The 21,147-nt window shown below is 71.4% G+C and carries 19 protein-coding genes; 14 read left to right on the forward strand and 5 right to left on the reverse strand.

Annotated features, from left to right (window positions below):
• Positions 1 to 60: 60 nt before the first annotated feature.
• The 5 genes from AB0D93_RS20430 to AB0D93_RS20450 form a co-directional block, all read right to left on the reverse strand.
• Positions 61 to 255 (reverse strand): hypothetical protein, encoded by a 195-nt coding sequence (locus tag AB0D93_RS20430; RefSeq protein WP_362121152.1) that lies wholly within the window; start codon positions 253 to 255, stop codon positions 61 to 63.
• A 132-nt stretch (positions 256 to 387) separates the two neighbouring features.
• Positions 388 to 1,296 (reverse strand): sugar phosphate isomerase/epimerase, encoded by a 909-nt coding sequence (locus AB0D93_RS20435; protein WP_362121154.1) that lies wholly within the window; start codon positions 1,294 to 1,296, stop codon positions 388 to 390.
• 2 nt (positions 1,297 to 1,298) lie between these two features.
• The gene (locus AB0D93_RS20440) at positions 1,299 to 2,204 is read right to left on the reverse strand and encodes an ATP-binding cassette domain-containing protein (RefSeq protein ID WP_362121156.1); all 906 of its coding nucleotides are present in this window, start codon (positions 2,202 to 2,204) and stop codon (positions 1,299 to 1,301) included.
• Between the two features lie 3 nt (positions 2,205 to 2,207).
• Entirely contained in the window at positions 2,208 to 3,284 is a 1,077-nt protein-coding gene (locus AB0D93_RS20445) for an ABC transporter permease (protein ID WP_362121158.1), read from the reverse strand.
• Complete coding sequence (locus AB0D93_RS20450; RefSeq protein WP_362121160.1) at positions 3,284 to 4,303, reverse strand: substrate-binding domain-containing protein; 1,020 nt, start codon at positions 4,301 to 4,303, stop codon at positions 3,284 to 3,286. The genes AB0D93_RS20445 and AB0D93_RS20450 overlap by 1 nt, the downstream gene beginning before the upstream one ends.
• A 177-nt stretch (positions 4,304 to 4,480) precedes the next feature.
• Here AB0D93_RS20450 and AB0D93_RS20455 point away from each other — a divergent pair, with 177 nt between their 5' ends.
• The 14 genes from AB0D93_RS20455 (at position 4,481) to AB0D93_RS20520 (ending at position 21,114) form a co-directional block, all read left to right on the forward strand.
• Positions 4,481 to 5,272: a GntR family transcriptional regulator gene (locus AB0D93_RS20455; RefSeq protein WP_362121162.1), complete on the forward strand. Its 792-nt coding sequence runs from the start codon at positions 4,481 to 4,483 to the stop codon at positions 5,270 to 5,272.
• 289 nt (positions 5,273 to 5,561) lie between these two features.
• The gene (locus tag AB0D93_RS20460; RefSeq protein ID WP_362121164.1) at positions 5,562 to 6,875 is read left to right on the forward strand and encodes an ABC transporter substrate-binding protein; all 1,314 of its coding nucleotides are present in this window, start codon (positions 5,562 to 5,564) and stop codon (positions 6,873 to 6,875) included.
• 8 nt (positions 6,876 to 6,883) lie between these two features.
• Positions 6,884 to 7,864, forward strand: coding sequence for a sugar ABC transporter permease (locus AB0D93_RS20465; RefSeq protein WP_362121166.1), 981 nt, complete (start codon positions 6,884 to 6,886; stop codon positions 7,862 to 7,864).
• Positions 7,861 to 8,748 (forward strand): carbohydrate ABC transporter permease, encoded by an 888-nt coding sequence (locus AB0D93_RS20470; RefSeq protein ID WP_362121168.1) that lies wholly within the window; start codon positions 7,861 to 7,863, stop codon positions 8,746 to 8,748. The genes AB0D93_RS20465 and AB0D93_RS20470 overlap by 4 nt, the downstream gene beginning before the upstream one ends.
• A gap of 36 nt (positions 8,749 to 8,784) precedes the next feature.
• On the forward strand, positions 8,785 to 10,803 hold the full coding sequence (locus tag AB0D93_RS20475; RefSeq protein ID WP_362121170.1) for a beta-galactosidase: 2,019 nt from the start codon (positions 8,785 to 8,787) through the stop codon (positions 10,801 to 10,803).
• A 423-nt stretch (positions 10,804 to 11,226) separates the two neighbouring features.
• Positions 11,227 to 12,024 (forward strand): AfsA-related hotdog domain-containing protein, encoded by a 798-nt coding sequence (locus tag AB0D93_RS20480; protein ID WP_362121172.1) that lies wholly within the window; start codon positions 11,227 to 11,229, stop codon positions 12,022 to 12,024.
• Positions 12,021 to 14,738 carry a PEP/pyruvate-binding domain-containing protein gene (locus AB0D93_RS20485; protein WP_362121173.1) on the forward strand — a complete coding sequence of 906 codons (2,718 nt, stop codon included), beginning with the start codon at positions 12,021 to 12,023 and terminating at the stop codon, positions 14,736 to 14,738. The genes AB0D93_RS20480 and AB0D93_RS20485 overlap by 4 nt, the downstream gene beginning before the upstream one ends.
• Complete coding sequence (locus AB0D93_RS20490) at positions 14,735 to 15,616, forward strand: hypothetical protein (RefSeq protein ID WP_362121175.1); 882 nt, start codon at positions 14,735 to 14,737, stop codon at positions 15,614 to 15,616. Before AB0D93_RS20485 ends, AB0D93_RS20490 begins: the two co-directional genes overlap by 4 nt.
• A 40-nt stretch (positions 15,617 to 15,656) precedes the next feature.
• On the forward strand, positions 15,657 to 16,286 hold the full coding sequence (locus tag AB0D93_RS20495) for a hypothetical protein (protein WP_362121177.1): 630 nt from the start codon (positions 15,657 to 15,659) through the stop codon (positions 16,284 to 16,286).
• Entirely contained in the window at positions 16,283 to 16,972 is a 690-nt protein-coding gene (locus AB0D93_RS20500; protein WP_362121179.1) for a DUF6182 family protein, read from the forward strand. The genes AB0D93_RS20495 and AB0D93_RS20500 overlap by 4 nt, the downstream gene beginning before the upstream one ends.
• 14 nt (positions 16,973 to 16,986) lie before the next feature.
• Entirely contained in the window at positions 16,987 to 17,868 is an 882-nt protein-coding gene (locus AB0D93_RS20505; protein WP_362121181.1) for a hypothetical protein, read from the forward strand.
• Positions 17,865 to 19,040 carry a cytochrome P450 gene (locus AB0D93_RS20510; RefSeq protein WP_362121183.1) on the forward strand — a complete coding sequence of 392 codons (1,176 nt, stop codon included), beginning with the start codon at positions 17,865 to 17,867 and terminating at the stop codon, positions 19,038 to 19,040. The genes AB0D93_RS20505 and AB0D93_RS20510 overlap by 4 nt, the downstream gene beginning before the upstream one ends.
• Entirely contained in the window at positions 18,986 to 20,179 is a 1,194-nt protein-coding gene (locus AB0D93_RS20515; RefSeq protein ID WP_362121185.1) for a hypothetical protein, read from the forward strand. The genes AB0D93_RS20510 and AB0D93_RS20515 overlap by 55 nt, the downstream gene beginning before the upstream one ends.
• A complete protein-coding gene (locus AB0D93_RS20520) occupies positions 20,176 to 21,114 on the forward strand; it encodes an NAD-dependent epimerase/dehydratase family protein (protein ID WP_362121187.1) in 939 nt (312 codons plus the stop codon). Before AB0D93_RS20515 ends, AB0D93_RS20520 begins: the two co-directional genes overlap by 4 nt.
• Positions 21,115 to 21,147 lie beyond the last annotated feature (33 nt).

Below are 21,147 nucleotides of genomic sequence, written 5' to 3' on the forward strand. Positions count from 1 at the left end.
TCGGGCTGGGTTTACGGGGTGGGCGGCGGCCGGGCACCTGCCCGGCGCCGCACCTGTGTGTCAGCCGCAGTACCGGATCAGCCACTCGTCGGGGTTGTAGGTGTCCCGCGCCGGGTCGGGAACGCTCGCCGGCTTCGTCTCCACCGTGTCCTCCGGGCGTATCCGCTCGGGCAGCGAGCCGAAGCGGTCGCGACGCAGGCGCGCCGCGTCGGTGGTGTCCACGGGCGCCTTCCGGGGCTCCGTGCCCTGTGTCATCTGGTCCCTCCCGTCTGCGCGGGCGTCCCCCGTCATGGTGCACAACGCCCGCGTGCCCCCGGTTGGTTCCCGGCCACGCCGGAACCGAATCCGTCGTGGTTGCGCAGGAACGACCGGGGGCACGCGGCAGCTTCACGCTCCGCAGGACCGCAGGAACCGCCGGGTCCGCACCGCGATCGGCAGGGGCCGGTCCGGCTCGCAGGGATACATGTCCTGCTCGACGATCGCGAAGAGCTCCACACCCAGCCGCTGCGCGGCCTGCAGGACCGGCTCCAGCTCGGGGACGCCGGACGGCGGTTCGCACATCACGCCCCGCTGCACCGCCGGCCCGAACGGCACCTCGTTCGCGACCACCTCGGCGAGGACGTCCGGGTCGACCTGCTTGAGGTGCAGATAGCCGATGCGCTCGCCGTAGGTCTCGATGAGCTTGACGCTGTCCCCGCCGCAGTAGGCGTAGTGGCCGGTGTCCAGGCAGAGGTTGACCAGCTCGGTGTCGGTCGAGTCCAGGAAGCGCTCGACGTGGTCCTCGGTGTCGATGTGGGTGTCGGCGTGCGGATGGACCACGATGTCCAGGCCGTAGGTCTCCTTGACCTCGTGGCCGAGCCGCTCCATGCCCTTGGTGAGATGGGCCCACTGCTCGGGCGTCAGCTCGGCCGGCTCCAGGATCTCGGCCGTCTTGTCGTCCCGCCAGAAGGAGGGGATGACCACCAGGTGCCGCGCGCCCGTCGCCCGGGTGAGCGCGGCGACCTGGCTCACGTGCGCCCAGGTCTCCTCCCAGACGGACGGGCCGCGGTGCATGGCGGTGAACACCGTGCCCGCCGAGACCTTCAGGTCGCGCCGGGCCACCTCGTCCTTCAGTCGCGCGGGGTCGGTGGGGAGGTAGCCGTAGGGGCCGAGTTCGATCCACTCGTAGCCTGCCTCGGACACCTCGTCGAGGAAGCGTTCCCAGGGCACCTGCCGCGGGTCGTCTGGGAACCACACGCCCCAGGAGTCGGGGGCCGAGCCGACCCGGATACGGTCCAGCGGAGTGGGGACGGCCATGGTCAGGGGGTTCCTTCCGCAGAGGGCGCGACGGGTGCGGTGAGGTCGCTCTCCTCGGGGAGTTCCTCGGTGTCGACGCCGCGTACCTGGGCCAGTTCGTGCTTGAGCGCGGCGAGTTCGGCGCCGCCGGCCATGTGATTGGTCAGCTCCTCCAGGGTGACCTCGCTGCGGTCGGCGGACAGTTCCAGGGTGCCCAGGCGCAGCACGCTGAAGTGGTCGCCGACCATGTAGGCGTGGTGGGGGTTGTGGGTGATGAAGATGACGCCCAGGCCGCGGTCGCGGGCGGCGGCGATGTACTTCAGCACCACACCGGACTGCTTGACGCCCAGGGCCGCGGTCGGCTCGTCCAGGATCAGCACCCGCGCGCCGAAGTAGACGGCGCGGGCGATGGCCACGCTCTGGCGCTGCCCGCCGGACAGGGTCCCGATGGGCTGTTCCAGGTCGTCCAGGACGATGCCCATGTTGCGCAGTTCCCGGTCCGCGGTGGCCTTCATCCCGGCGATGTCCAGCCGGCGCACGGGCCAGGGACCCCGGGTCATCTCCGAGCCGAGGAAGAAGTTGCGCCACACCGGCATCAGCGGCACCGTGGCCAGGTCCTGGTAGACCGTGGCGATCCCGCGGTCCAAAGCCTCGCGCGGGGTGGAGAAGCGCACCGGGTGCCCGTCGACGAGGAACTCGCCCTCGGTGTGCTGGTGCAGCCCCGAGACGATCTTGATGAGGGTGGACTTGCCCGCACCGTTGTCCCCCAGGACGCAGGTGACCCGGCCGGCGTGGACCGTCAGGTCGACGCCGTGCAGGGCGCGGATGTTGCCGTAGGACTTGCCCGCCCCGCGCAGCTCGACCAGCGGTTGGCCCGAGGCGGGCGGTGTGTCCTGCACGACGGTGCCGTGGGTGGTGTTGTCGCTCATGGGTTACCTCCGGGTCGCCGTGCGCTGGACCCACAGATTGATCAGGACGGCGCCGAGCAGCATCACGCCCAGGAAGGCCTTGAACCAGTCGGGGTTCCAGCCCGCGAAGACGATGCCCTGGTTCACCATGCCGAACATGAACGCCCCGAAGACCGGTCCGATCGCCGAGCCGTAGCCGCCGGTGAGCAGACAGCCGCCGATCACGGCCGCCGCGATGTAGATCAGCTCCTGGCCCACGCCCTCGCCGGACTGCACGGTGTTGAAGGAGAACAGCTGGTGCATGCCGATGAACCAGGCCCCGAAGCCGACCAGCATGAACAGCGAGATCTTGGTGAAGGTGACCGGGACACCGACCGCCCGCGCGCTGTCCTTGTTCCCGCCGACCGCGAAGATCCAGTTGCCGTACCTGGTGCGCAGCAGCACCCAGGTGGCCAGCGCCGCGAAGACCAGCCACCACACCACCGTGATCTTCACCTCGACCCCGCCGACGTCGAACGAGGACGCGAAGACCTTCTTCGCCTGGTCGAAGCCGTCCATGTCGCTGATGTCGTCGGTGGCCACGTTCCCCGTGACCAGCTTGGTCACGGCCAGGTTCACGCCCTGCAGGATCAGGAACGTGCCCAGCGTGATCAGGAAGCTCGGCAGACCGGTCCTGACCACCATCCAGCCGTTGAGGAAGCCGATCGCCAGGGACACCACCAGGGCCACGACCACGCCGGTCCACACGTTCATGCTCAGCTGGTAGCTGAGCATGCTCGCGGTGAGCGCCGACGTGATCACGGCGACGCCCGCGGAGAGGTCGAACTCGCCGCCGATCATCAGCAGGGCGACCGGCAGGGCCATGATCCCGATCGTCGAGGACTGGTACAGGACCGTGGCCATCGAGCTGCCCTGGCGGACCGAGGGCGCCACGATCAGGAAGAAGACCAGTACGGCGGCCGCGCCGAGGAAGACGCCCACCTCGGGCCGGGCCAGCAGGCGCAGCGCCAGCGGGCGCCGGGTGGTGCGGCCGTCCGTCTCCTTGGGGCCGGGCCCCGGCGGCGTGGACACCGCCGGTTCGGCGTGCTGGGCCATGCTCATCACCGGGTCCCCTTCGCGGCGAACTCGGCGACCTTGTCGACGTTGGACTTGTCGACGAAGGCCGGGCCGGTCAGCACCGGCTGGACCCCGCCGCCGCTGTAGTTGCCGTTGTACTTGTAGAGCCACAGCGCGTCGACCGCGAGGTAGCCCTGGAGGTAGGGCTGCTGGTCGACCGCGAACTCGATCGAGCCGTTCTGCACGGCCTTGACCAGGTCTTTGTTCAGGTCGAACGTGGCCACCTTGGCCTTGCTGCCCGCGTCGCCCACCGACTGCACGGCGGTCAGCGCGAACGGGGCGCCGAGGGTGACGACCGTGTCGATGGAGGAGTCCTGCTTCAGCTTCGCCGTGATCGTCGACCGCACGGACGGCATGTCGGTGCCGTTCACATACAGGGTCTCAGTCGTGCCCTTGAACGTCTTCTTCACACCGTCGCAGCGCTGCGTGAGGCCCACGTTGCCCTGCTCCTGGATCACACAGGCGATCTTCTTGGCGCCGGTGGTGTTCAGCTTGTCGCCGAACGCCTCGCCCGCCACGCTCTCGTCCTGCCCGAAGAACTCCAGCAGGCCGAGCCTCTTCCAGTCGCTCAGCCCCGAGTTCAGGCCCACCACCGGGATGCGGGCCTGCTCCGCCTTGCCGACGACGCCCTTCATGGCGTCGGGCTTGGCCAGGGTGACCGCTATGCCGTCGACCTTCTGGTCGATCGCGTTCTGCACCAGGTTGGACTGGTTGCCGGCGTTGGGGTCGGCGGAGTAGACGAGTTTGATGTTGTCCTTGGCCGCGGCGGCCTCGGCGCCCTTGCGGACGGTGTCCCAGAAGGTGTCACCGGGCGCCTGGTGCGTGACCAGCGCGACGGTCATGCGAGGGGTGTTGGCCTTGCCCGCCGAGGCGTTCTGGGCCGCCTCCTCGGCCTTCTTGCCACCGTGGCTGCTGGCGCAGCCGGCGAGGGTGAGGGCCGCCGCGGCAGCCACCGCCACGAACGGGGCCAGTCTCTGCGGACGGGAGGGAGAAGAGCGGTCCATCTTTCCTGCACCTCACTGTGCGTGCGACGGGGGAGGAACGCTGTTGCGTTGGGACGCGATCCAAGTCCTTGGCGGGCCCGCTGTCAATACTTTGTTAAGACATCATTTCACAACGAGGTCCGAATGTAAGTACAAACCATTGACACCCTCGTCCCCCGGGACCTACACCTGGGAGGCATGAGCCCAGTACACCGCACCCCACAGCGAACGGCACCGGGTGAGCGCGCGCTCGACTCCCTCACCTTCACCCTGGACCGCACGAGCCCGGTGCCGCTGTACTACCAGTTCGCGCAGCAGCTGGAGGCGGCCATCGAACACGGCACGCTGGCGCCGGGCAACCTCCTGGGCAACGAGGTCGACCTGTCCGTACGGCTCGGCCTGTCCCGGCCCACCGTGCGCCAGGCGATCCAGTCCCTGGTCGACAAGGGACTGCTGGTCCGCCGCCGCGGCGTGGGCACACAGGTCGTGCACAGCAAGGTCCGGCGGCCGCTGGAGCTCAGCAGCCTCTACGACGACCTGGAGTCCGCCGGACAGGTCCCGACCACCCGGGTGCTGCGCAACGAACGGATCCCGGCACCCCCGGAGGTGGCCGCGGCCCTCGGCCTCGAGGAGGCCGCCGAGGTCACCGTGCTGGAGCGGCTGCGCTGCACCCACGACCGGCCGGTGGCGTTCCTGTGCAACTACCTGCCGGCCGCACTGCTCGAACTCCCCACGGAGCGGCTGGAGTCGACGGGCCTGTACCGGATGATGCGGTCCGCCGGGATCGTCCTGCACAGCGCCCGTCAGTCCATCGGTGCCCGCGGCGCGACGGCCGGGGAGGCCGCCCTGCTGGACGAGAGGAAGGGCGCGGCCCTGCTCACCATGGAGCGCACCGCGTACGACGTCACGGGCCGGCCGGTGGAGTACGGCAGCCATGTGTACCGGGCGTCGCGGTACGCCTTCGACTTCCAGCTGCTCGTCAGACCCTGAGCCGCTGGTCAGCACCCGAAGCGGAACCACTCGTGTTCACACAGCCCCCTCGGCCGTCCGCGCCGTGGGGGCTGTCGGCTCTGCGCTCCGGCGAACACGCAGGTAACCGTGACGATTACGTTTCGGGCAAGACACCGCCCAGTGGGGGCCGACCTATTGACGCATGAGCGGACATGGGGCTGTTATTACGCCCACGATGTTCGGTCGAGTTGGTTTCTGATCGGTTTCGGGAACCTTTCGGTGATCAACTCAACCCCTTGACCGAGCCCTGCATTCCTCAGGAGCCGCCATGCGCCTCTCCCCCTCCGGTCTCTCCCTCCCGGGCCCCAGCCGTCGTTCGGTCCTGCGCGGAGCGGGCAGCGCCGCCCTGCTCGCCGGTGCCGGCATACCCCTGCTGTCCGCGTGCGGAGGCAGCGGTTCCTCCTCCGACCCGAAGACCGTCACCCTGGGCTCCAACGCCTCGGACGCGGTGCCGAAGAAAGCCTTCGCCGAGATCTACACCGCCTTCACCAAGCAGTCCGGGATCAAGGTCGACGTCAACACGAAGGACCACAACACCTTCCAGGAGCAGATCAACTCCTACCTCCAGGGCACGCCCGACGACGTGTTCACCTGGTTCGCCGGGTACCGCATGCAGTTCTTCGCGGCGAAGAACCTGGCCTCGCCGATCGACGACGTGTGGGCGAAGATCGGCGACAACTTCCCCGACGCGATGAAGCAGCTCAGCAAGGGCGAGGACGGCAAGTACTACTTCGTGCCGCTGTACACGTACCCCTGGGCTCTCTTCTACCGCAAGAGCGTCTTCCAGCAGCACGGCTACAAGATCCCCACCACCTGGGACGAACTCGTCGCGCTGTGCAAGCAGATGAAGAAGGACGGCCTGATCCCGATCGCCTTCGGCGACAAGGACGCCTGGCCGGCGATGGGCACCTTCGACCAGATCAACTTCCGCCTGAACGGCTACGACTTCCACAAGTCCCTGATGGCGGGCAAGGAGTCGTGGACCGACCCCAAGGTGAAGGCCGTCTTCGACCACTGGGCGGAGATCCTCCCCTACCACCAGGACGGCTTCATGGGCCGTACCTGGCAGGACGCCGCGCAGACCCTCGTGTCCAAGAAGGCCGGCATGTACCTCCTGGGCTCGTTCGTGGGCCAGCAGTTCACCAACAAGGCCGACCTGGACGACCTCGACTTCTTCGCCTTCCCGGTCCTCAACTCCGCGTACGGCCAGGACACGGTCGAGGCGCCGACCGACGGCTTCATGGTGAGCAAGTCCCCGAAGAACCACGACGGCGTCACCAAGCTCATGGAGTTCCTCGGCACCCCCGAGGCCGAGGCGACCTACCTCAAGGCCGACAACAGCGTGGTGGCCGCCTCCAGCAAGGCCGACACCTCCTCGTACACGGCGCTGCAGAAGAAGGCGTACACGATGATCAGCGGCGCCAAGAGCCTCACCCAGTTCATGGACCGCGACTCCCGCCCCGACTTCACCTCCACGGTGATGCAGCCGGGCCTGCAGAAGTTCCTCCAGAACCCCAAGGGCGTGGACAGCCTGCTGTCGTCCATCGAGCGCCAGAAGAAGACCATCTTCGCGTCCCAGTGAGCGGCCCGATGACGACCGATACGACCACGAAGACCCCGGAGGCGGCCGCGGTGCCGCCTCCGGGCGCCTCGCCTGCGCGCACACGGGCCACACACGGCCACCGCCGCCTGCTGACCCGCCGTGACCGGATCACGCTCGCCCTGATGGCGGGCGTGCCGACGATCCTGCACGTGCTCCTGGTGTGGGTCACCGCCATCGCCTCCATCTTCCTCGCCTTCACCACCTGGGACGGCATCGGGTTCGACTCGATCAAGTGGGTGGGCCTGGACAACTTCAAACAACTTTTCAACGACAACCCGCAGTTCTGGCCGGCCGTCGAGCACAACATCATCTGGTTCGTCGTCCTGATCCTGATCCCGACCCCGCTCGGGCTCTTCCTCGCGGTCCAGCTGGACAAGAAGATCCGCTTCAGCCGCGTCTACCAGACCGCGTTCTTCCTGCCGGTCGTCATCTCGATGGCCTGCATCGGCTTCGTCTGGCAGCTGGTCTACAACCCGGACACCGGACTGATCAACAGCATCATCGGGGCCAACAAGCCCGGCCACTACATCGACTGGATCGGCGACCCGCACCTCAACCTGTGGGCGGTCCTGATCGCCGCGTCCTGGCGGCACGCCGGCTACATGATGATCCTGTACCTGGCCGGTCTGAAGAGCGTCGACCCCTCGCTCAGGGAGGCCTCCGCGCTGGACGGCGCCAACGAGTGGCAGACGTTCAAGAACGTCATCTTCCCGACCCTGCGCCCGACCAACACCGTCGTGCTGGTGGTCACGATCATCGAGGCGCTGCGCGCCTTCGACCTGGTCTTCGTCTTCAACAAGGGCGCCCAGGGCACCGAGTTGCTGTCGATCCTGGTCACCAACAACATCATCGGCGAGTCCAGCCGCATCGGGTACGGATCCGCCATCGCCGTCGTCCTGCTGGTGATCTCCCTCGCGGTGATCATCCCGTATCTCATCGCCACCTTCCGGAAGGAGCGGCGCGCATGAGCAGCACCACTGTGCCGCTGAAGCGGCGCGCCCCGGTCCGCCCCGCCCGCGTCCTGCTGCACGTCTTCCTCGCCGGCACGGCGCTGGCGTGGCTGGCACCGCTGCTGTGGGCGATCTTCTCGGCCCTGCGGCCGTACAGCGAGACCAGCGCCAAGGGCTACGTCTCCTGGCCGAGCAAGCTGACGTTCGAGAACTTCACGAACGCGTACCAGCAGTCGGACATGCTGCACTACTTCGGCAACACGCTGGTCATCGCGATCCCGGCCGTGCTGCTGACGCTGTTCCTGTCCTCCTGTGTGGCGTTCTACGTCGCCCGGTTCGACTTCCGGCTCAACCTGGCCCTGCTGCTGGTCTTCACGGCCGGCAACCTGCTCCCGCAGCAGGTCATCATCACCCCGCTGTACCGGCTGTACCTGCTGACGAACCTGCCGGGCATCACGGCCAGCGGCAAGCTGTACGACTCCGCGCTCGGCCTGGTCCTCATCCATGTGGCGTTCCAGTCCGGCTTCTGCGCGTTCGTGCTGAGCAACTACATGCGCTCGCTGCCGCACGAGCTGACGGAGGCCGCGCTGGTCGACGGCGCCTCGGTGTGGCGGCTGTACTGGCAGATCACCCTGCCGCTGTGCAAGCCGGCGATGGCGGCCCTGGCGACCCTGCTGTCGATCTGGATCTACAACGACTTCTTCTGGGCGCTGGTGCTGATCTCGACGGGCCAGAACATGCCGATCACCTCGGCCCTGAACAACCTCTCCGGCCAGTACTTCACCGATCCCAACCTGGTGGCCGCGGGCTCCCTGCTGACCGCGATCCCCACCCTGGTCGTGTACTTCGCGCTCCAGCGTCAGTTCGTCAGCGGCCTGACCCTGGGCTCCAACAAGGGCTGAGCCGCGCGTTTCCCGAAAGAGAACGAAGAGAACACAGTGAAACCCACCCTGTCCGTCCCCGGCCTCGCCTACGGCGGCGACTACAACCCCGAACAGTGGCCCGAGGAGGTGTGGGCCGAGGACATGCGCCTGATGCGCGAGGCCGGGGTGAACCTGGTCAGCGTCGGCATCTTCTCCTGGGCGCTGCTGGAACCGTCCGAGGGCGTGTACGACGTCTCGCGCCTGGACAAGGTCCTCGGCCTGCTGCACGACAACGGCATCGCCGCCGACCTGGCCACGCCCACGGCGGCGCCTCCGGCGTGGTTCTTCCGTGCCCACCCGGAGGCGCTGCCGGTCGACCGCGACGGCCGCGCCCTCTCCTACGGCAGCCGGCAGACCTTCTGCCCGTCCTCCCCCGCCTACCGCGAGGCCGCGCTGCGGATCGCGGGCGCGCTCGCCGAGCGGTACGCGGACCACCCCGCCGTACGCATGTGGCACGTGCACAACGAGTACGGCTGTCACAACGCGGCCTGCTACTGCGACACCAGCGCGGCCGCGTTCCGCCGCTGGCTGAGGACCCGCTACGGCGACGACCTGGCGGCCCTCAACGACGCCTGGGGCACGCGGTTCTGGAGCCAGTGGTACTACGACTGGGAGGAGATCCTGCCGCCGCGCGCCACCGGCGCCGTACCCAATCCGACGCACGAGCTGGACTGGCGCCGCTTCTGCTCCGACGAGCTGCTGTCGCTGTGCACGGCGGAACGGGACGTGCTGCGGGCGGCCGCGCCGTCGGTCCCGGCCACCACCAACTTCATGGTCATGTTCAACTTCGACGCGCTGGACTACTGGCGCTGGGCGCCGGAGCTGGACATCGTCTCCAACGACCACTACCTGATGTCCACCGACCCGGAGCCGGAGATCGACATCGCGCTCAGCGGCGACCTGACCCGTTCCCTCGCCGGTGGCCCGTGGCTGCTGATGGAGCACTCCACCGGTGCCGTGAACTGGCAGCCGGTCAACCGGGCAAAGCGGCCGGGCGAGTTGCGCCGCAACGCGCTCGCTCATGTGGCGCGCGGCGCCGACGGCATCGCGTACTTCCAGTGGCGGCAGTCGAAGGCGGGTGCCGAGCAGTGGCACTCGGCGATGGTGCCGCACGCGGGCACCGACAGCCGGATCTGGCGCGACGTGGTGCGACTGGGCGCGGATCTGCGGGCGTTGGCCGAGGTCCGGGGCAGCACCAGCCCGGCCGAGGTGGCGATCGTCTGGGACTGGGACGCCCGCTGGGCGCTGGAACTGCCCTCGCAGCCGAGCGGCGAACTGCGCTACGCGGACCTGGTCCGGTCCTGGTACGAGCCGCTGTGGCGGGCGGGCGTGGCCGTGGACTTCGTACGGCCGCGGGCGGACCTGTCCGCCTACCGCGTGGTGCTGGTCCCGAACCTGTACCTGGTCGACGACGAGGGCGCGGCGAACCTGTCCGCGTACGCCGAGCGCGGCGGCACCCTCGCCGTGGGCTTCCACAGCGGGGCCGTGGACGAGAACTCCCATGTGCGCCTGGGCGGTTACCCGGGCGCCTTCCGCGAGGTGCTGGGCGTGCGCGCGGACGAACCGTTCCCGCTGCTGCCCGGCGAGCGGGTCGCGCTTGCCGGCGCGGTGCCGGACGGGGCGGCGGGCACGCTGTGGTCGGAGCGGCTGCGCCTGGAGGGCGCCGAGGCGGTCGCGTCGTACGCCGACGGTCCGCTGTCCGGTGTCCCCGCGGTGACCCGCAGGCCGCACGGCGCGGGCGCCGCCTGGTACCTGGCCACGCTCCCGGACCCGGCCACGCTGGCCGCCCTGCTGGACCGCGTCCGGGGCGAGGCGGGCGTGGAGCCGGTGCGCACGGCCCCGCCCGGTGTGGAGGTGGTCCGCCGGCGCGGTCCGGAGGCGGACTATCTGTTCGTCATCGACCACGCCGGCCGGGGCGCCGAACTGCCCGTCGCGGCGGGCTCCTCGGAGCTCCTCACGGGCAAGGAGACGGCAGGCACGGTCACCGTCGCACCGGGTGACGTGGCGGTCGTGCGGGAGCCGCGCACACGGTGACTTTGGTCCCGGCGGACGCGTTCGCCGTCCGGTTCCGGGACAGGTGATCTACCTAAGTGGTCCCTGCCCGGAGGGGATTACCTACGTAGGGCGCGGCCGGCCGGGCCGGAGGCCGCGCCCTACCCCGATCGCGTGCTGTGACTCCCGTCACAGGAGTGCCCGGTCGTGGGCTCCGTGATCAGGCGGAAATGGTCATCGCGGGCCGGCATTCCGGGAATCCCGGCCCGCTGCCGCGCCGCCCGGCTTTACGTACGCAGTTTCCCCGATGTGCGGCACGGAGACGGTGAGCGAAGGTGAACTCCTTGCACGACGTGGGGAGGACGCTACGTGTACGGCAGCCGGACAGAATTCCGGGGGGACCTCTCGGGCAAAGAGATCCTGACGGGCTGGGACCGTTCCCCTGGAGAAACGACAGCACACCTCGTGGTGGACAAGGACGATCCGTTCTTCTTCGACCACACCCTCGACCACCTGCCGGGAATTCTCATCGTGGCCGGCCTGCTGGATCTGGTCCGGGCCACGGACAGGAGCCCGCGTCCGAACCGGCGGCTCACGCTGTCCCTGGACTTCCACAAGTTCTGCGGCCTGGACGACGACGTCACCCTGTCGGTCTCGCCGCCGCCGGCCGGGGACGGCCACGAGTCCCGCTGGGAGCTGCACGGCGCCATCGGCCCCGATCCCGCCTGCGGTGGAACGGCCGTGCTGCGCGACGACCCCGCGGCGCGCTGCGCACCCGCCGCCCCCGGCCGGACCGGGGACACCCTCCCCGTGGCCGACCTGTCCCATCGCGCCCGGCCCGAGAACTGCTTCATCGACGCGGCCTGGTGGCACGCGGACCGCCTGCTGGCCCGGGTGCGGCGGCCCGGCGCGGACCATGCGCTGCGGGACCGCCCCCTGGAACATCTCATCGAGGCGGCACGGCAGTTCGCGACACTCATCGGGCACGCCGGCTTCCAGAACGCCCTCGACTCCAAATTCATTCTGCGGACCCTGGAGGCGGACCTTCCGCTGACGCCCGCGCCGGGCGACATCCGTATGGAATGGACGCGACGGCCCGTCGAAAGGCGGACGTTCGATCTCATGATGAGGCTTTACCGCCGTACCGGCGGAAGCTTCGACGAGGAAATCGGCAGCGCGAATTTCCACACGCTGATCGTGGACCCGTACCGGTACGAGAGAATTCGCAATCGCCGGCCTCGCGTCGAGGAGCGTGTCGTATGACGCACGGGACGGTCTTCGCCGACACCGCGCCGGAGGCGGCCGATCCGCTGCTCGTCGGGCACAAGTTCGCGCGTCAGGCGCGACTGCGGGCCGCGGGACACCGGGTTCCGGAGTTCGTCTGCGCCTCGGCCGCGGCCTTCGACCGGATGATGGAGACGGCCGGCCGGGACATTCCCGAACCGGCCGCGGGCAGCACTCCCGGCGAGCTCGCCGAGTGGGCGCGGAAGGCCGGGGCCGCGGTACGGCGGCACGGCGTGCCGCGAGAGCTGGCCGAGGCACTGCTGGACCACTTCGACCGACTGGCCGGGGCGTCGGGGGTCGTGGCGGTCCGCTCCTGCGCCGTCCCCCACGCGGGCGACGGGGAACAGGGCGGCGAGGACTCCGCGGCCGACCCCTTCGCCGGCCTGGGGCGCAGCTTCCTGGCCGTCGGCCGTGCCGAACTCGTCGACCGGGTCGCCGAGTGCTGGGCCTCGGCCTTCACGGAGGAAGGGGTGCTCTACCGGACCAGACGCGGCGGCGATCCCACCGCGACGAGGATGGCCGTGGGGCTGCAGCGCATGGTCGCCGCCACGCGCTCCTTCGTGGCGTTCAGCCGCGACCCCCGTGGCACCTCGGAGAACGGCCGGTGCCTCGTCGCGGCGGCCTACGGGCTCGGGGAGGGAGTGGTCCAGGAACAGGCCGATGTCGATCACTTCTCCGTGGACCGGGAGACCGGGACCGTCCAGGCGCGGCTCGTCCACAAGAAGCGCCGTGTCGTGCCGGGCGAGTCCGGCGGCACGACCACCGCACGGGTGCCCGACGAGCTCGCGGACCGTCCGGTCCTCGACGACGGCACCGCACGGCGCGTCGCGGAACTGGCGGTGGCACTGGAACGCCACTTCGGCACACCGCAGGACATCGAGGGAGCGATCACCGAGGACGGTGAGATACACCTCGTCCAGGCGCGGCCCGCCGTCCTGTCCGCGCCCGCCCGGGCGACGCGCGAACTGCACTGGAGCAACGGGAACATCTCCGAGAGCTTCGCCGGGTACACCTCCGTGCTGACCTGTTCCGTGGCCCGCGAGCTGTACGCCGTCGGATTCGAGGAGCTCTACCGCCGCATGGGGGTCCCGGAGAGGACGCTCCGGGCGCACCGCTACGAGCTGCGGCGGATGCTCGGCCATCTCGACGGCCGCGTGTACATGCGGCTGGAGTCCTGGTACCGGCTGCACTCCCGGATGCGGGCCTTCCTCGGACTGCGCCGCAAGTGGGAGAAGGCCGTGGTGACGGTCGACTCCTCGGTGGTCGTGCCCGCGCCCGGGCGGTTGCGGCGCTGGGCGACCCTGGCGCGCGAGCTGCCGGCCTCCGGTGTCCGGCGTGCCCTCAACCCGCCGCGGATGCGCCGGTTCTTCGCCTGGTGGGAGGAGCGGCGCGAGGCACTGCCCGATCCGCGGACCCGCACGCCCGGGCAGATCGTGCAGGACTACCGGGAGCTGTGGGCGGACGTCGCCCTGCGCTGGGGCGGCACGCTCGTCACCGGCTCCCATGTCATCGCCGAACTCGACCTGGCCGAGCGGCTGATGGGCCGCTGGGCCCCGGGGGCCGACCGCGGGGTGCTCAACGGCATGCTGTGCGACGGCCCCGTCAACCGGTCGGTCCTGGCGCTGCGTTCGCTGCTGACCCTGGCGGAGGCCGTCGGGAACCGGCCCGAGGCGCGGGCGGCCGTGCTGGCGGACGGGGAGCGGGACTCGGCCGCCGTGTGGCGCCGGCTGTCGGCGGGCGGGTTCGGCACGGACCTCGCCGAGCTGGCCCACGCCCATGTGCGGCGGTACGGCGACCGCGGGCTGCACGACCTCAAGCTGGAGACCACCGTGGTCGCGCAGCGTCCCGAACTGCTCGTCGACCAGCTCAGGCCGCTGGTCGCCACCGGCCGCACGGTCGCGGTCAGCGTCGAGGAGGAACGCCGGGCGCGCCGGCAGGCGCAGAGCGAGCTGCGGGCCCACTGCCGGGGACCGCTGCGGCTGGCCGCGCTGCGGATTCTGTTCTGGTCGCTGCGCCGCAATCTGCTCATCCGTGAGAACGCGCGCTTCTGCCGCACCGAACTGATCGGTGCCTCGCGCCGGATGGTGTCGGCGCTCGCCGGGCACCTCGTCGCCGCGGGGCAGCTGGACGCGGTCACCGACGTCCACGACCTGACCATCGAGGAGATCCTGGGCGCCTACGAAGGCGACGGGACGGGCGTCGCCCTGCGCGACCTGGCGCGGCTGCGGGCCGCCGCCCGCGAGGCCTCCGCCGGGCGGGCCGACCCCCCGAACGTGTTCACCACCGACGCCGACCTGCCCGTGACCACCGCGCTGGCGACCGCCACCGCGGTCCGCGGCGAGAGCGGACCCGAGTTGCACGGCCTCGCCTCCAGCGGGGGTGTGGTCAGCGGACGGGCCCGGGTGGTCACCGACCCGCACGTGGACCCCGAGTCGTGCCGCGACCGGATCCTGGTGGCCCGGGAGACCGACCCCGGCTGGCTGTTCCTGATGCTGGTGGCCAAGGGGCTGGTGGCCGAGCGGGGAACGGTCCTGTCGCACATGGCCATCACCGGGCGGATCTTCGGCGTCCCCACGGTCGTCGCGGTGCGCGGAGCCGTGGACCGCATCCCCGACGGGGCCTGGATCGAGGTGGACGGCGACCGGGGTACGGTCACCGTGCTCGAGGAGCCGGGAGCCGAGGACGCGTCGTGATCATCCGGCTCACCAGGTACGCCCTGACGTATCCGCTCTGGTTCTACGCGACGGCGGGCCTCGGCTGGTCGTACGGCCTGACCGCCGTCTACCGCACGGCCCACCGCTCCGGACCGGTTCCGGCCTCCGGTCTCGCCGTGACCGCGGCGACCATCGCGGTCACGCTCCTGCTGTTCCGCGCCGTCGACGACGTCCGCGACCTCGACTACGACCGGGTCCAGAACCCCCGCCGGCCGCTGGTCACCGGTGCCGTCCGGGTCATGGACCTGATGCTGCTGTTCTTCCTGGGCATGGGCGGGCTGCTGCTGCTCAACGCGCCCCGCGGCGCCCCCGCGGCCGGCTACGCCGCGGTGTGCGGGTACGTGTGCCTGATCCTGTTCGTCGAATGGCGCTGGCAGTGGCCGGACCCGGAGCGGCCCCTGCTGCAGCTCCTGATCAACGTCCCGCTGCAGACGCTGATGTGCGGCTATGTGTACCTGGGCTCCGTGCAGGGGTACGACGCGTCGCCGAGCGGCGCGGACCTGGCCGCCGCCCTGGGATTCGTGCTGTCGCTCACCCATCTGGAGTTCGCGCGGCGGCTGGTGCGCGACCCCGCTGAGCACCTGCGCACCCCCGTGCACGCGCTGGGCGTCCAGGGCACCGCGAGGGTCACGCTGGCCCTCGCGTACGCGGCGGCGGCGCTGGAACTCGTGGCGACCCGGCCCTGGTCGGCGGGCCAGGCGGCGGGCTGGCTGGTGCTGCTCCCACTGCCCGTCCCCGTGCTGGCCGCGACCCGTTTCCACCGGGGGGCGCCGCGCTGGCCCGTGGGCCTCGCCGTGCTGTACCTGCTGCTGTCCTTCCTCTCCTTCGCGGCCCTCGGCCTGCTGGACACGCGGTGACAGGGGCTGGACTCGACCGAGGAACAGGAGGGAAGTTCCCTTGACCGGATTCTGGACACTGCTCGGCCCGGACTTCTCCGGAAAGTCCACGCTCCTGAGCCGGCTGCACACCGAGCACGGCTGGCACGTGGTCTCCTACGACGACCGCTACCTGGAGGGCTCCCCACTCGTCCGGCAGCTCCGCGAGACCTGGGTGGACGGGGCGTTCGCGCGCACCGGCCGGCCGTACTCGCCGGAACTGGTCCTCGCCGTACTGCACCCGATCGTGCTGCACCTGCGGGACGAGCTGGCGCGGGCCGCGAACCGGGAGAAGGTGGTCGTCGACTCGTACTACTACAAGCTGCTCGCCAAATGCGCCCTGCTCGGTGTCGAGCACCGGGAGCTGTTCGACTACTGGCGGACCTTCCCCCGGCCCACGGGCGTGGTCTACCTGGACCTGCCCTCCGCGGTGGGATGGGCCCGCAGCGGCGGCGGCCACCGGCTCAACGCCTTCGAGTACCTGGGCGCCGAACCGACCGAGGCGGGCTTCGCGCGGCTGCAGGACGAACTGCGCGGCGCGCTGCTCAAGGAGGTCGCAGAACTCCCGCTGACCGTGCTGGACGCCGACGTGCCGCCCGCGAGCCTGCTGGCCCGGGTCCGCGAGGTGATCGAACCGAGGGCGGCCCGATGACTCCGGCACCCGCGCCGGTCACCGCCCGGGAGGCCCAGGACACCCGGGGCGCCCAGGACCGGCTGACGTCGCTGTTCGACGAACGGGCCCGGCTGGTGGCCGAGTCCGGCAAGGACGCCGACCCCGTCACGACCCTCGTCGTACTGCGCAGCCTGGACGTCCACGACCTGGTGCACGGCGTCCGCGCCTTTGCGGCGGACCTGTCCGCGGCGGAGGGCCGGGCCTGGATGGGCTCGTGGACCCGCACCCGGTTCCTGTTCGGCAACCCGGTGAACCTGACCGGCCGCGCCCGGGCCCGGACGGTGGCTCCGGCCGGTTCGGCGGCCTGGCTCGGGCCCTGCCCGGCGCAGCATCCGCCGGGGGTGAGCCGGCTGCTCAAACCGCTCACCGGTTCGCTGCCGCCGCTCCCCGCGGTCCTCGACATACCGGGCCGCGCCGCCGGCCCGCCTCGCGAACTGCAGCTCGCCACGGGCGGGCTGACGCTCGTCGGCTACCTCGTGCACCTGCACCACACGCTCGCGGAAGCCGCGCTGCTCGGCCGGCTCGGCCCCGGGGAGCCGCTCCGGATCACCCACCGGCTCGAACTCGACGCGCACCGCGCCCCCGGCGGTCCCGGCTACGCCCGGGTGCACCACGCCGCCGACGACTCGCCGGCGCTCCGCCTGTACGCCTCGCTGGCACCCTGACGTAGGAGGAAACGATGCCGGCTCACTTCACCGAGTCCGACCTGGCCCGGCTGGCGCTGTCGGCGCGGCTGCGGGACCTGTCCGAGGAGCTGCGCGAGGCGGTCGCCGCGCCGGACGGTCCCGCCGGTTCCGGGAGCGCGCTGGCCGAGCGGCTCTGGCAGCTCCTGGACGATGACGTGCCCGCGCTGCGGGACGCGCTGGTGGGCTATCTGCGCGCACGCGACACCCCCTGGTCCTGGATCGGCGAGCGCACCGGCACGGGTGAGACCGGCGCCCGGGCGCGCTGGGGCACCGCCGGTCCCGCTCCCCTGGACGACCCGCGGGCCACGGCCGCCGCGCTGGACGCCTGGTACGTGCGACACGCCCAGGTGGAGCCCCTGGCCCAGGTCGCCGACCCGGTCAGCCGGCTGCTCGGCGGGAGCGAACCGGGGCAGGAGCGCTGCCTGATCTGCGCCAAGTACGCGGGTGAGCCGGTGCCCGCCTGGGCCGGCCGCCCGGTACCGCCCGGCGGGCACCTCGTCGACGACGGAACCTGGCGGGTCGGGCACGGTCCGACCGGGTTCTGGCCGCGCGGCACCCTGCTCATCGAGTCCCGCCGCCACTTCCTCGACCACAGCGACATCTCCCCGGACGAGGCCGTCTCGCTCGGACTGCTGGTCCGGCGGCTGACCGGGGCGATCAAGGAGGCCACCGGAGCGCCCCGGGTGCACGTGTGGTCCTGCATGGAGGGCACACCGCACTTCCACACCTGGCTGGTGCCGCGCGTCGGCGAGGTGGACAGCGGACGGGCCTTCATCGGCGCCCCCGGCCACTGCACCGAGGCCCAGGCGACGCAGAGCGTGCAGGCGATACGCGAGGCCCTGCAGGGCCGTGAGCCGAGGGAGGACGCCGCGTGAACCCGGCACGGCCGTTCCCCTTCCCCGAGCACCACGGCGTCGAGCCGGCCCCGGACTTCCGTACCCTCGCGGGGCTGGGCCGGCTGGTGCCGGTGACCCTGCGCAGCGGGGTGTCCGCGCTGCTGGTGCACCGGCACGCGGACGTGAGCCGGGTGCTCACCGACCCCGCCTTCGCCCGCTTCCCCGCGGCACGGTTCGGGCTCAGCGCCCGGTCGCCCGAATCGCTGGCGCTGAACTCGGTGGATCCGCCCGACCACACCCGGCGACGTCGTCTCGTGGCCCACGCCTTCACCGGCCGGCAGGCCGCCCGGTTGCGCCCGGAGGTGACGCGGCTGGCCGAGGACCTGCTGGCGGGGATGATCGAACGCGGCGGGCCCGCCGACCTGTTGGCGGACTTCGCGGTGCCGCTCACGGTGGGCGTGATCGGCGGGATCTTCGGACTCGCCGAGGCCCGGGTGAGGGGGCTGCTGCCGCTGGTGGAACGGATGATGTCCACCACGGCGTTCGACCGGGACGAGGTGGCGGCCGCGCACCGTGCCATGTTCGACGAGTTCGAGACCTTCCTCGCCGGGCCGCACGCGGATCCCGACGGCGTGTTCGGCCGGCTCGCGCGGGCCCGCGACGACGGGGAGGTGACCTCGGACGAGGCCGTGCACCTGGCGTACGGGCTGCTGATCGCCGCTCACGAGACGACGGCCAACCAGCTCGGCCTGTGCGTCCTGGTGCTGCTGCGCGACCCCACGCTGGCGGGGCGGCTGCGCGGGCGTCCGGACCTGCTGCCCGCCGCCGTGCAGGAGATGCTGCGGTTCACGTCGCTCAACGCCACCGGCGGGGTCCCGCACGTGGTGCGGCGGCCCGTCCGGCTCGGTGGGTGCCGCCTCGGACCCGGCACGGTCGTCCTGCCCGTGACGGACGGCGCCAACCGCGACCCCGAGGTCTTCCCCGAACCGGACACCCTGCGCCCGGACCGGCCGGCCAACCCGCACCTGTCCTTCGGGCACGGCCGTCACCGGTGCCTCGGCGCACCGCTGGCCCAGATGGAACTGGAGGTCGCTCTCGGCTGTCTGCTGCGTCTGCTGCCGGGGCTGAAGCCGGCCGTCCCGGAGAAGGAACTGCAGTGGCGGACCGGCATGTACGTGCGCGGCGTACGAAGGCTGCCGGTCTCGTGGTAGCCGACGCCGCAGGGCGCGGCCGGCGCCAACGGGTCCTGCTCGCCCCGGTCACGGTGAGCCCCACCAAGCCGCTGACGCCCACCCATGTGAAGTACCTGCTGTCCCTGGACGTCATCAGACGGGCCACACCCGCCTTCGCGGACATCGACGTCGCCTACCATCATGCGTCGTACGCGGGCAGCCGTCAGGTGGCGGGGTTCTGGGAGTACCTCGACCGCCGGCACCCGGGGCTCGACGCCGGGGCGCTCGGCGAGGAGGACATCGGCCGCCTGTACGTCGCGCATCACCGGGAGGGGGGCGCACCGTTCGCGTCGATCAGGCCGACGGTGCGGCGCGCCGAGGAGGGCTGGGTCCACCCGGTCAGCGCCCGGCTGCTCGACCTGTGGGAGCAGCACTACCGTCGCCTCGGCCTGGCGGACCCTCACCTCGGCCGGGGGCGGCCGGAGCTGGCACCCACCGACGAGGTCATCGACCTGCTGGTGCGCCACGACGTGTGCCTGGACGGGCGTCCGCTCGGTGCCCCCGTCTACCTGGACGCCACCCGCGAGGGACTGCCCCTGCGCGCCGTGCTGAGCGAGGAGGGGCAGGCCAACTACCTGCTGTACCTCCTGCGCGAGCTGATTCCGGTGCTCGGCCGGTACGACCTGGTGGTGCTCGCCCACGACGTCGAACTGCGTTCCGACTACCGGACGGTGGCCCGCGTTCTGGAGACGCTCGGGGCCCCGGCCGTGCTGCGGTTCGAGGTGCCGCGGGTCCCGCTGGACGGCGTCACCCGCTCGGCGCGGGCCGGCGGCTGGGAGGGGTACACCCTCGGCGCCTACCAGGGAGCCCTGATCGAGGAGCACGGCCCGGCGGCGTTCCGGCTCGGTCTGCGCCTGTACCTGGTGGCCGGGCTGGGCCGGACCGCCGCACAGTCCTTCTCGCTGCGGCAACTCGGGCGGTGGGTGCGGCGGGCCGGGCGGCTGCTGCGGGACCACGCCGGCGACGGTGCCGAGGCAACGCGCTATCTGACCCGGCTCACCGGTCGGCGCGGGTACGCGGACCCGTACCGGGTGACCACCGCCCTGCTCAACCACGACAGCGAAGTGCCGGTCGCGGGCCTGCTCCGCACGGTGACCGGCGGAAGCGAGGAACAGTGAGCGGGTTCTCCTCCGGTACCGTCCTGCTGACCGGCGGGTTCGGCTTCATCGGCTCCCACGTGCGCGAGGCCCTGGGCTCCCGTGGGACGCCGGTACGGGTGCTCGCCCACCGCGCCGGTGCGGACGCGACCGAGGTGGTGCGGGGCGACCTGGCCGACCCCGCCTCGCTCCGCGGGATCTGCCGGGGCGTCGGCACGCTGGTGCACACCGCCTCCGTGATCGACGGCGGCGAGGAGGAGTGCTGGGCCGTCAACGAGCGCGGCACGGCGGCCCTGGTCGCCGAGGCCCGGCGCGCGGGAGTGCGCCGCATCGTCTACGTCAGCACCGCCGCGGTGTACGGCGAGGGCGTCCACCGGGGCATCGCCGAGGACGAGGTCGAGCCCGCCCCGGTGTCGCCGACCAGCCGCTCCCGGCTGCTGGCCGAGCGCAGCGTCCTGGCCGCCGGGGGCACGGTGCTGCGGCCGATGTTCGTGTACGGCGCCGGGGACCGCTGGTTCGTGCCGGCGGTGGCGGAGCTGGTCCGCCGGTTGTCCGCCCGCCCGGCCGGCGGTGCCGCGAGGCTCTCCCTCATCTCCGTGCACGCGCTGGCCGAGGCGGTGTGCGCGGTGGCGCTGCGACGGGCGGCCGGTCTCGAAGGGGCCGTCCTGCACGCGGCGCATCCCGTGCCGACGACGCTGGCGGAGATCCTCGACGTCCTCGCCGCCGAGTCCCTGGCTCCCGCCGTCACCGACGGGATCGGCCACGACCGTGCCGTGGCCGTGCTGGGCGCCGCGGCCGCCCGCCGCCTGAGCCTGCTCGGTCAGGACCACTACTACGACAGCACACGGCTGTGGCGGTCCGTGGACGTCTCCCCCGGCGCCGGCTTCCGCGAAACCTGCCCGCGCTACGCGCACTGGTACCGCGACGCCCTCAGCACCGCCCGCCCGCCGGGGTGAGCAGGCCGGCACGCGGACCGCGCCCCGGACTTC

Origin of the sequence: Streptomyces sp. NPDC048191, assembly GCF_040652655.1 — a bacterium.
GTDB lineage: Bacteria > Actinomycetota > Actinomycetes > Streptomycetales > Streptomycetaceae > Streptomyces.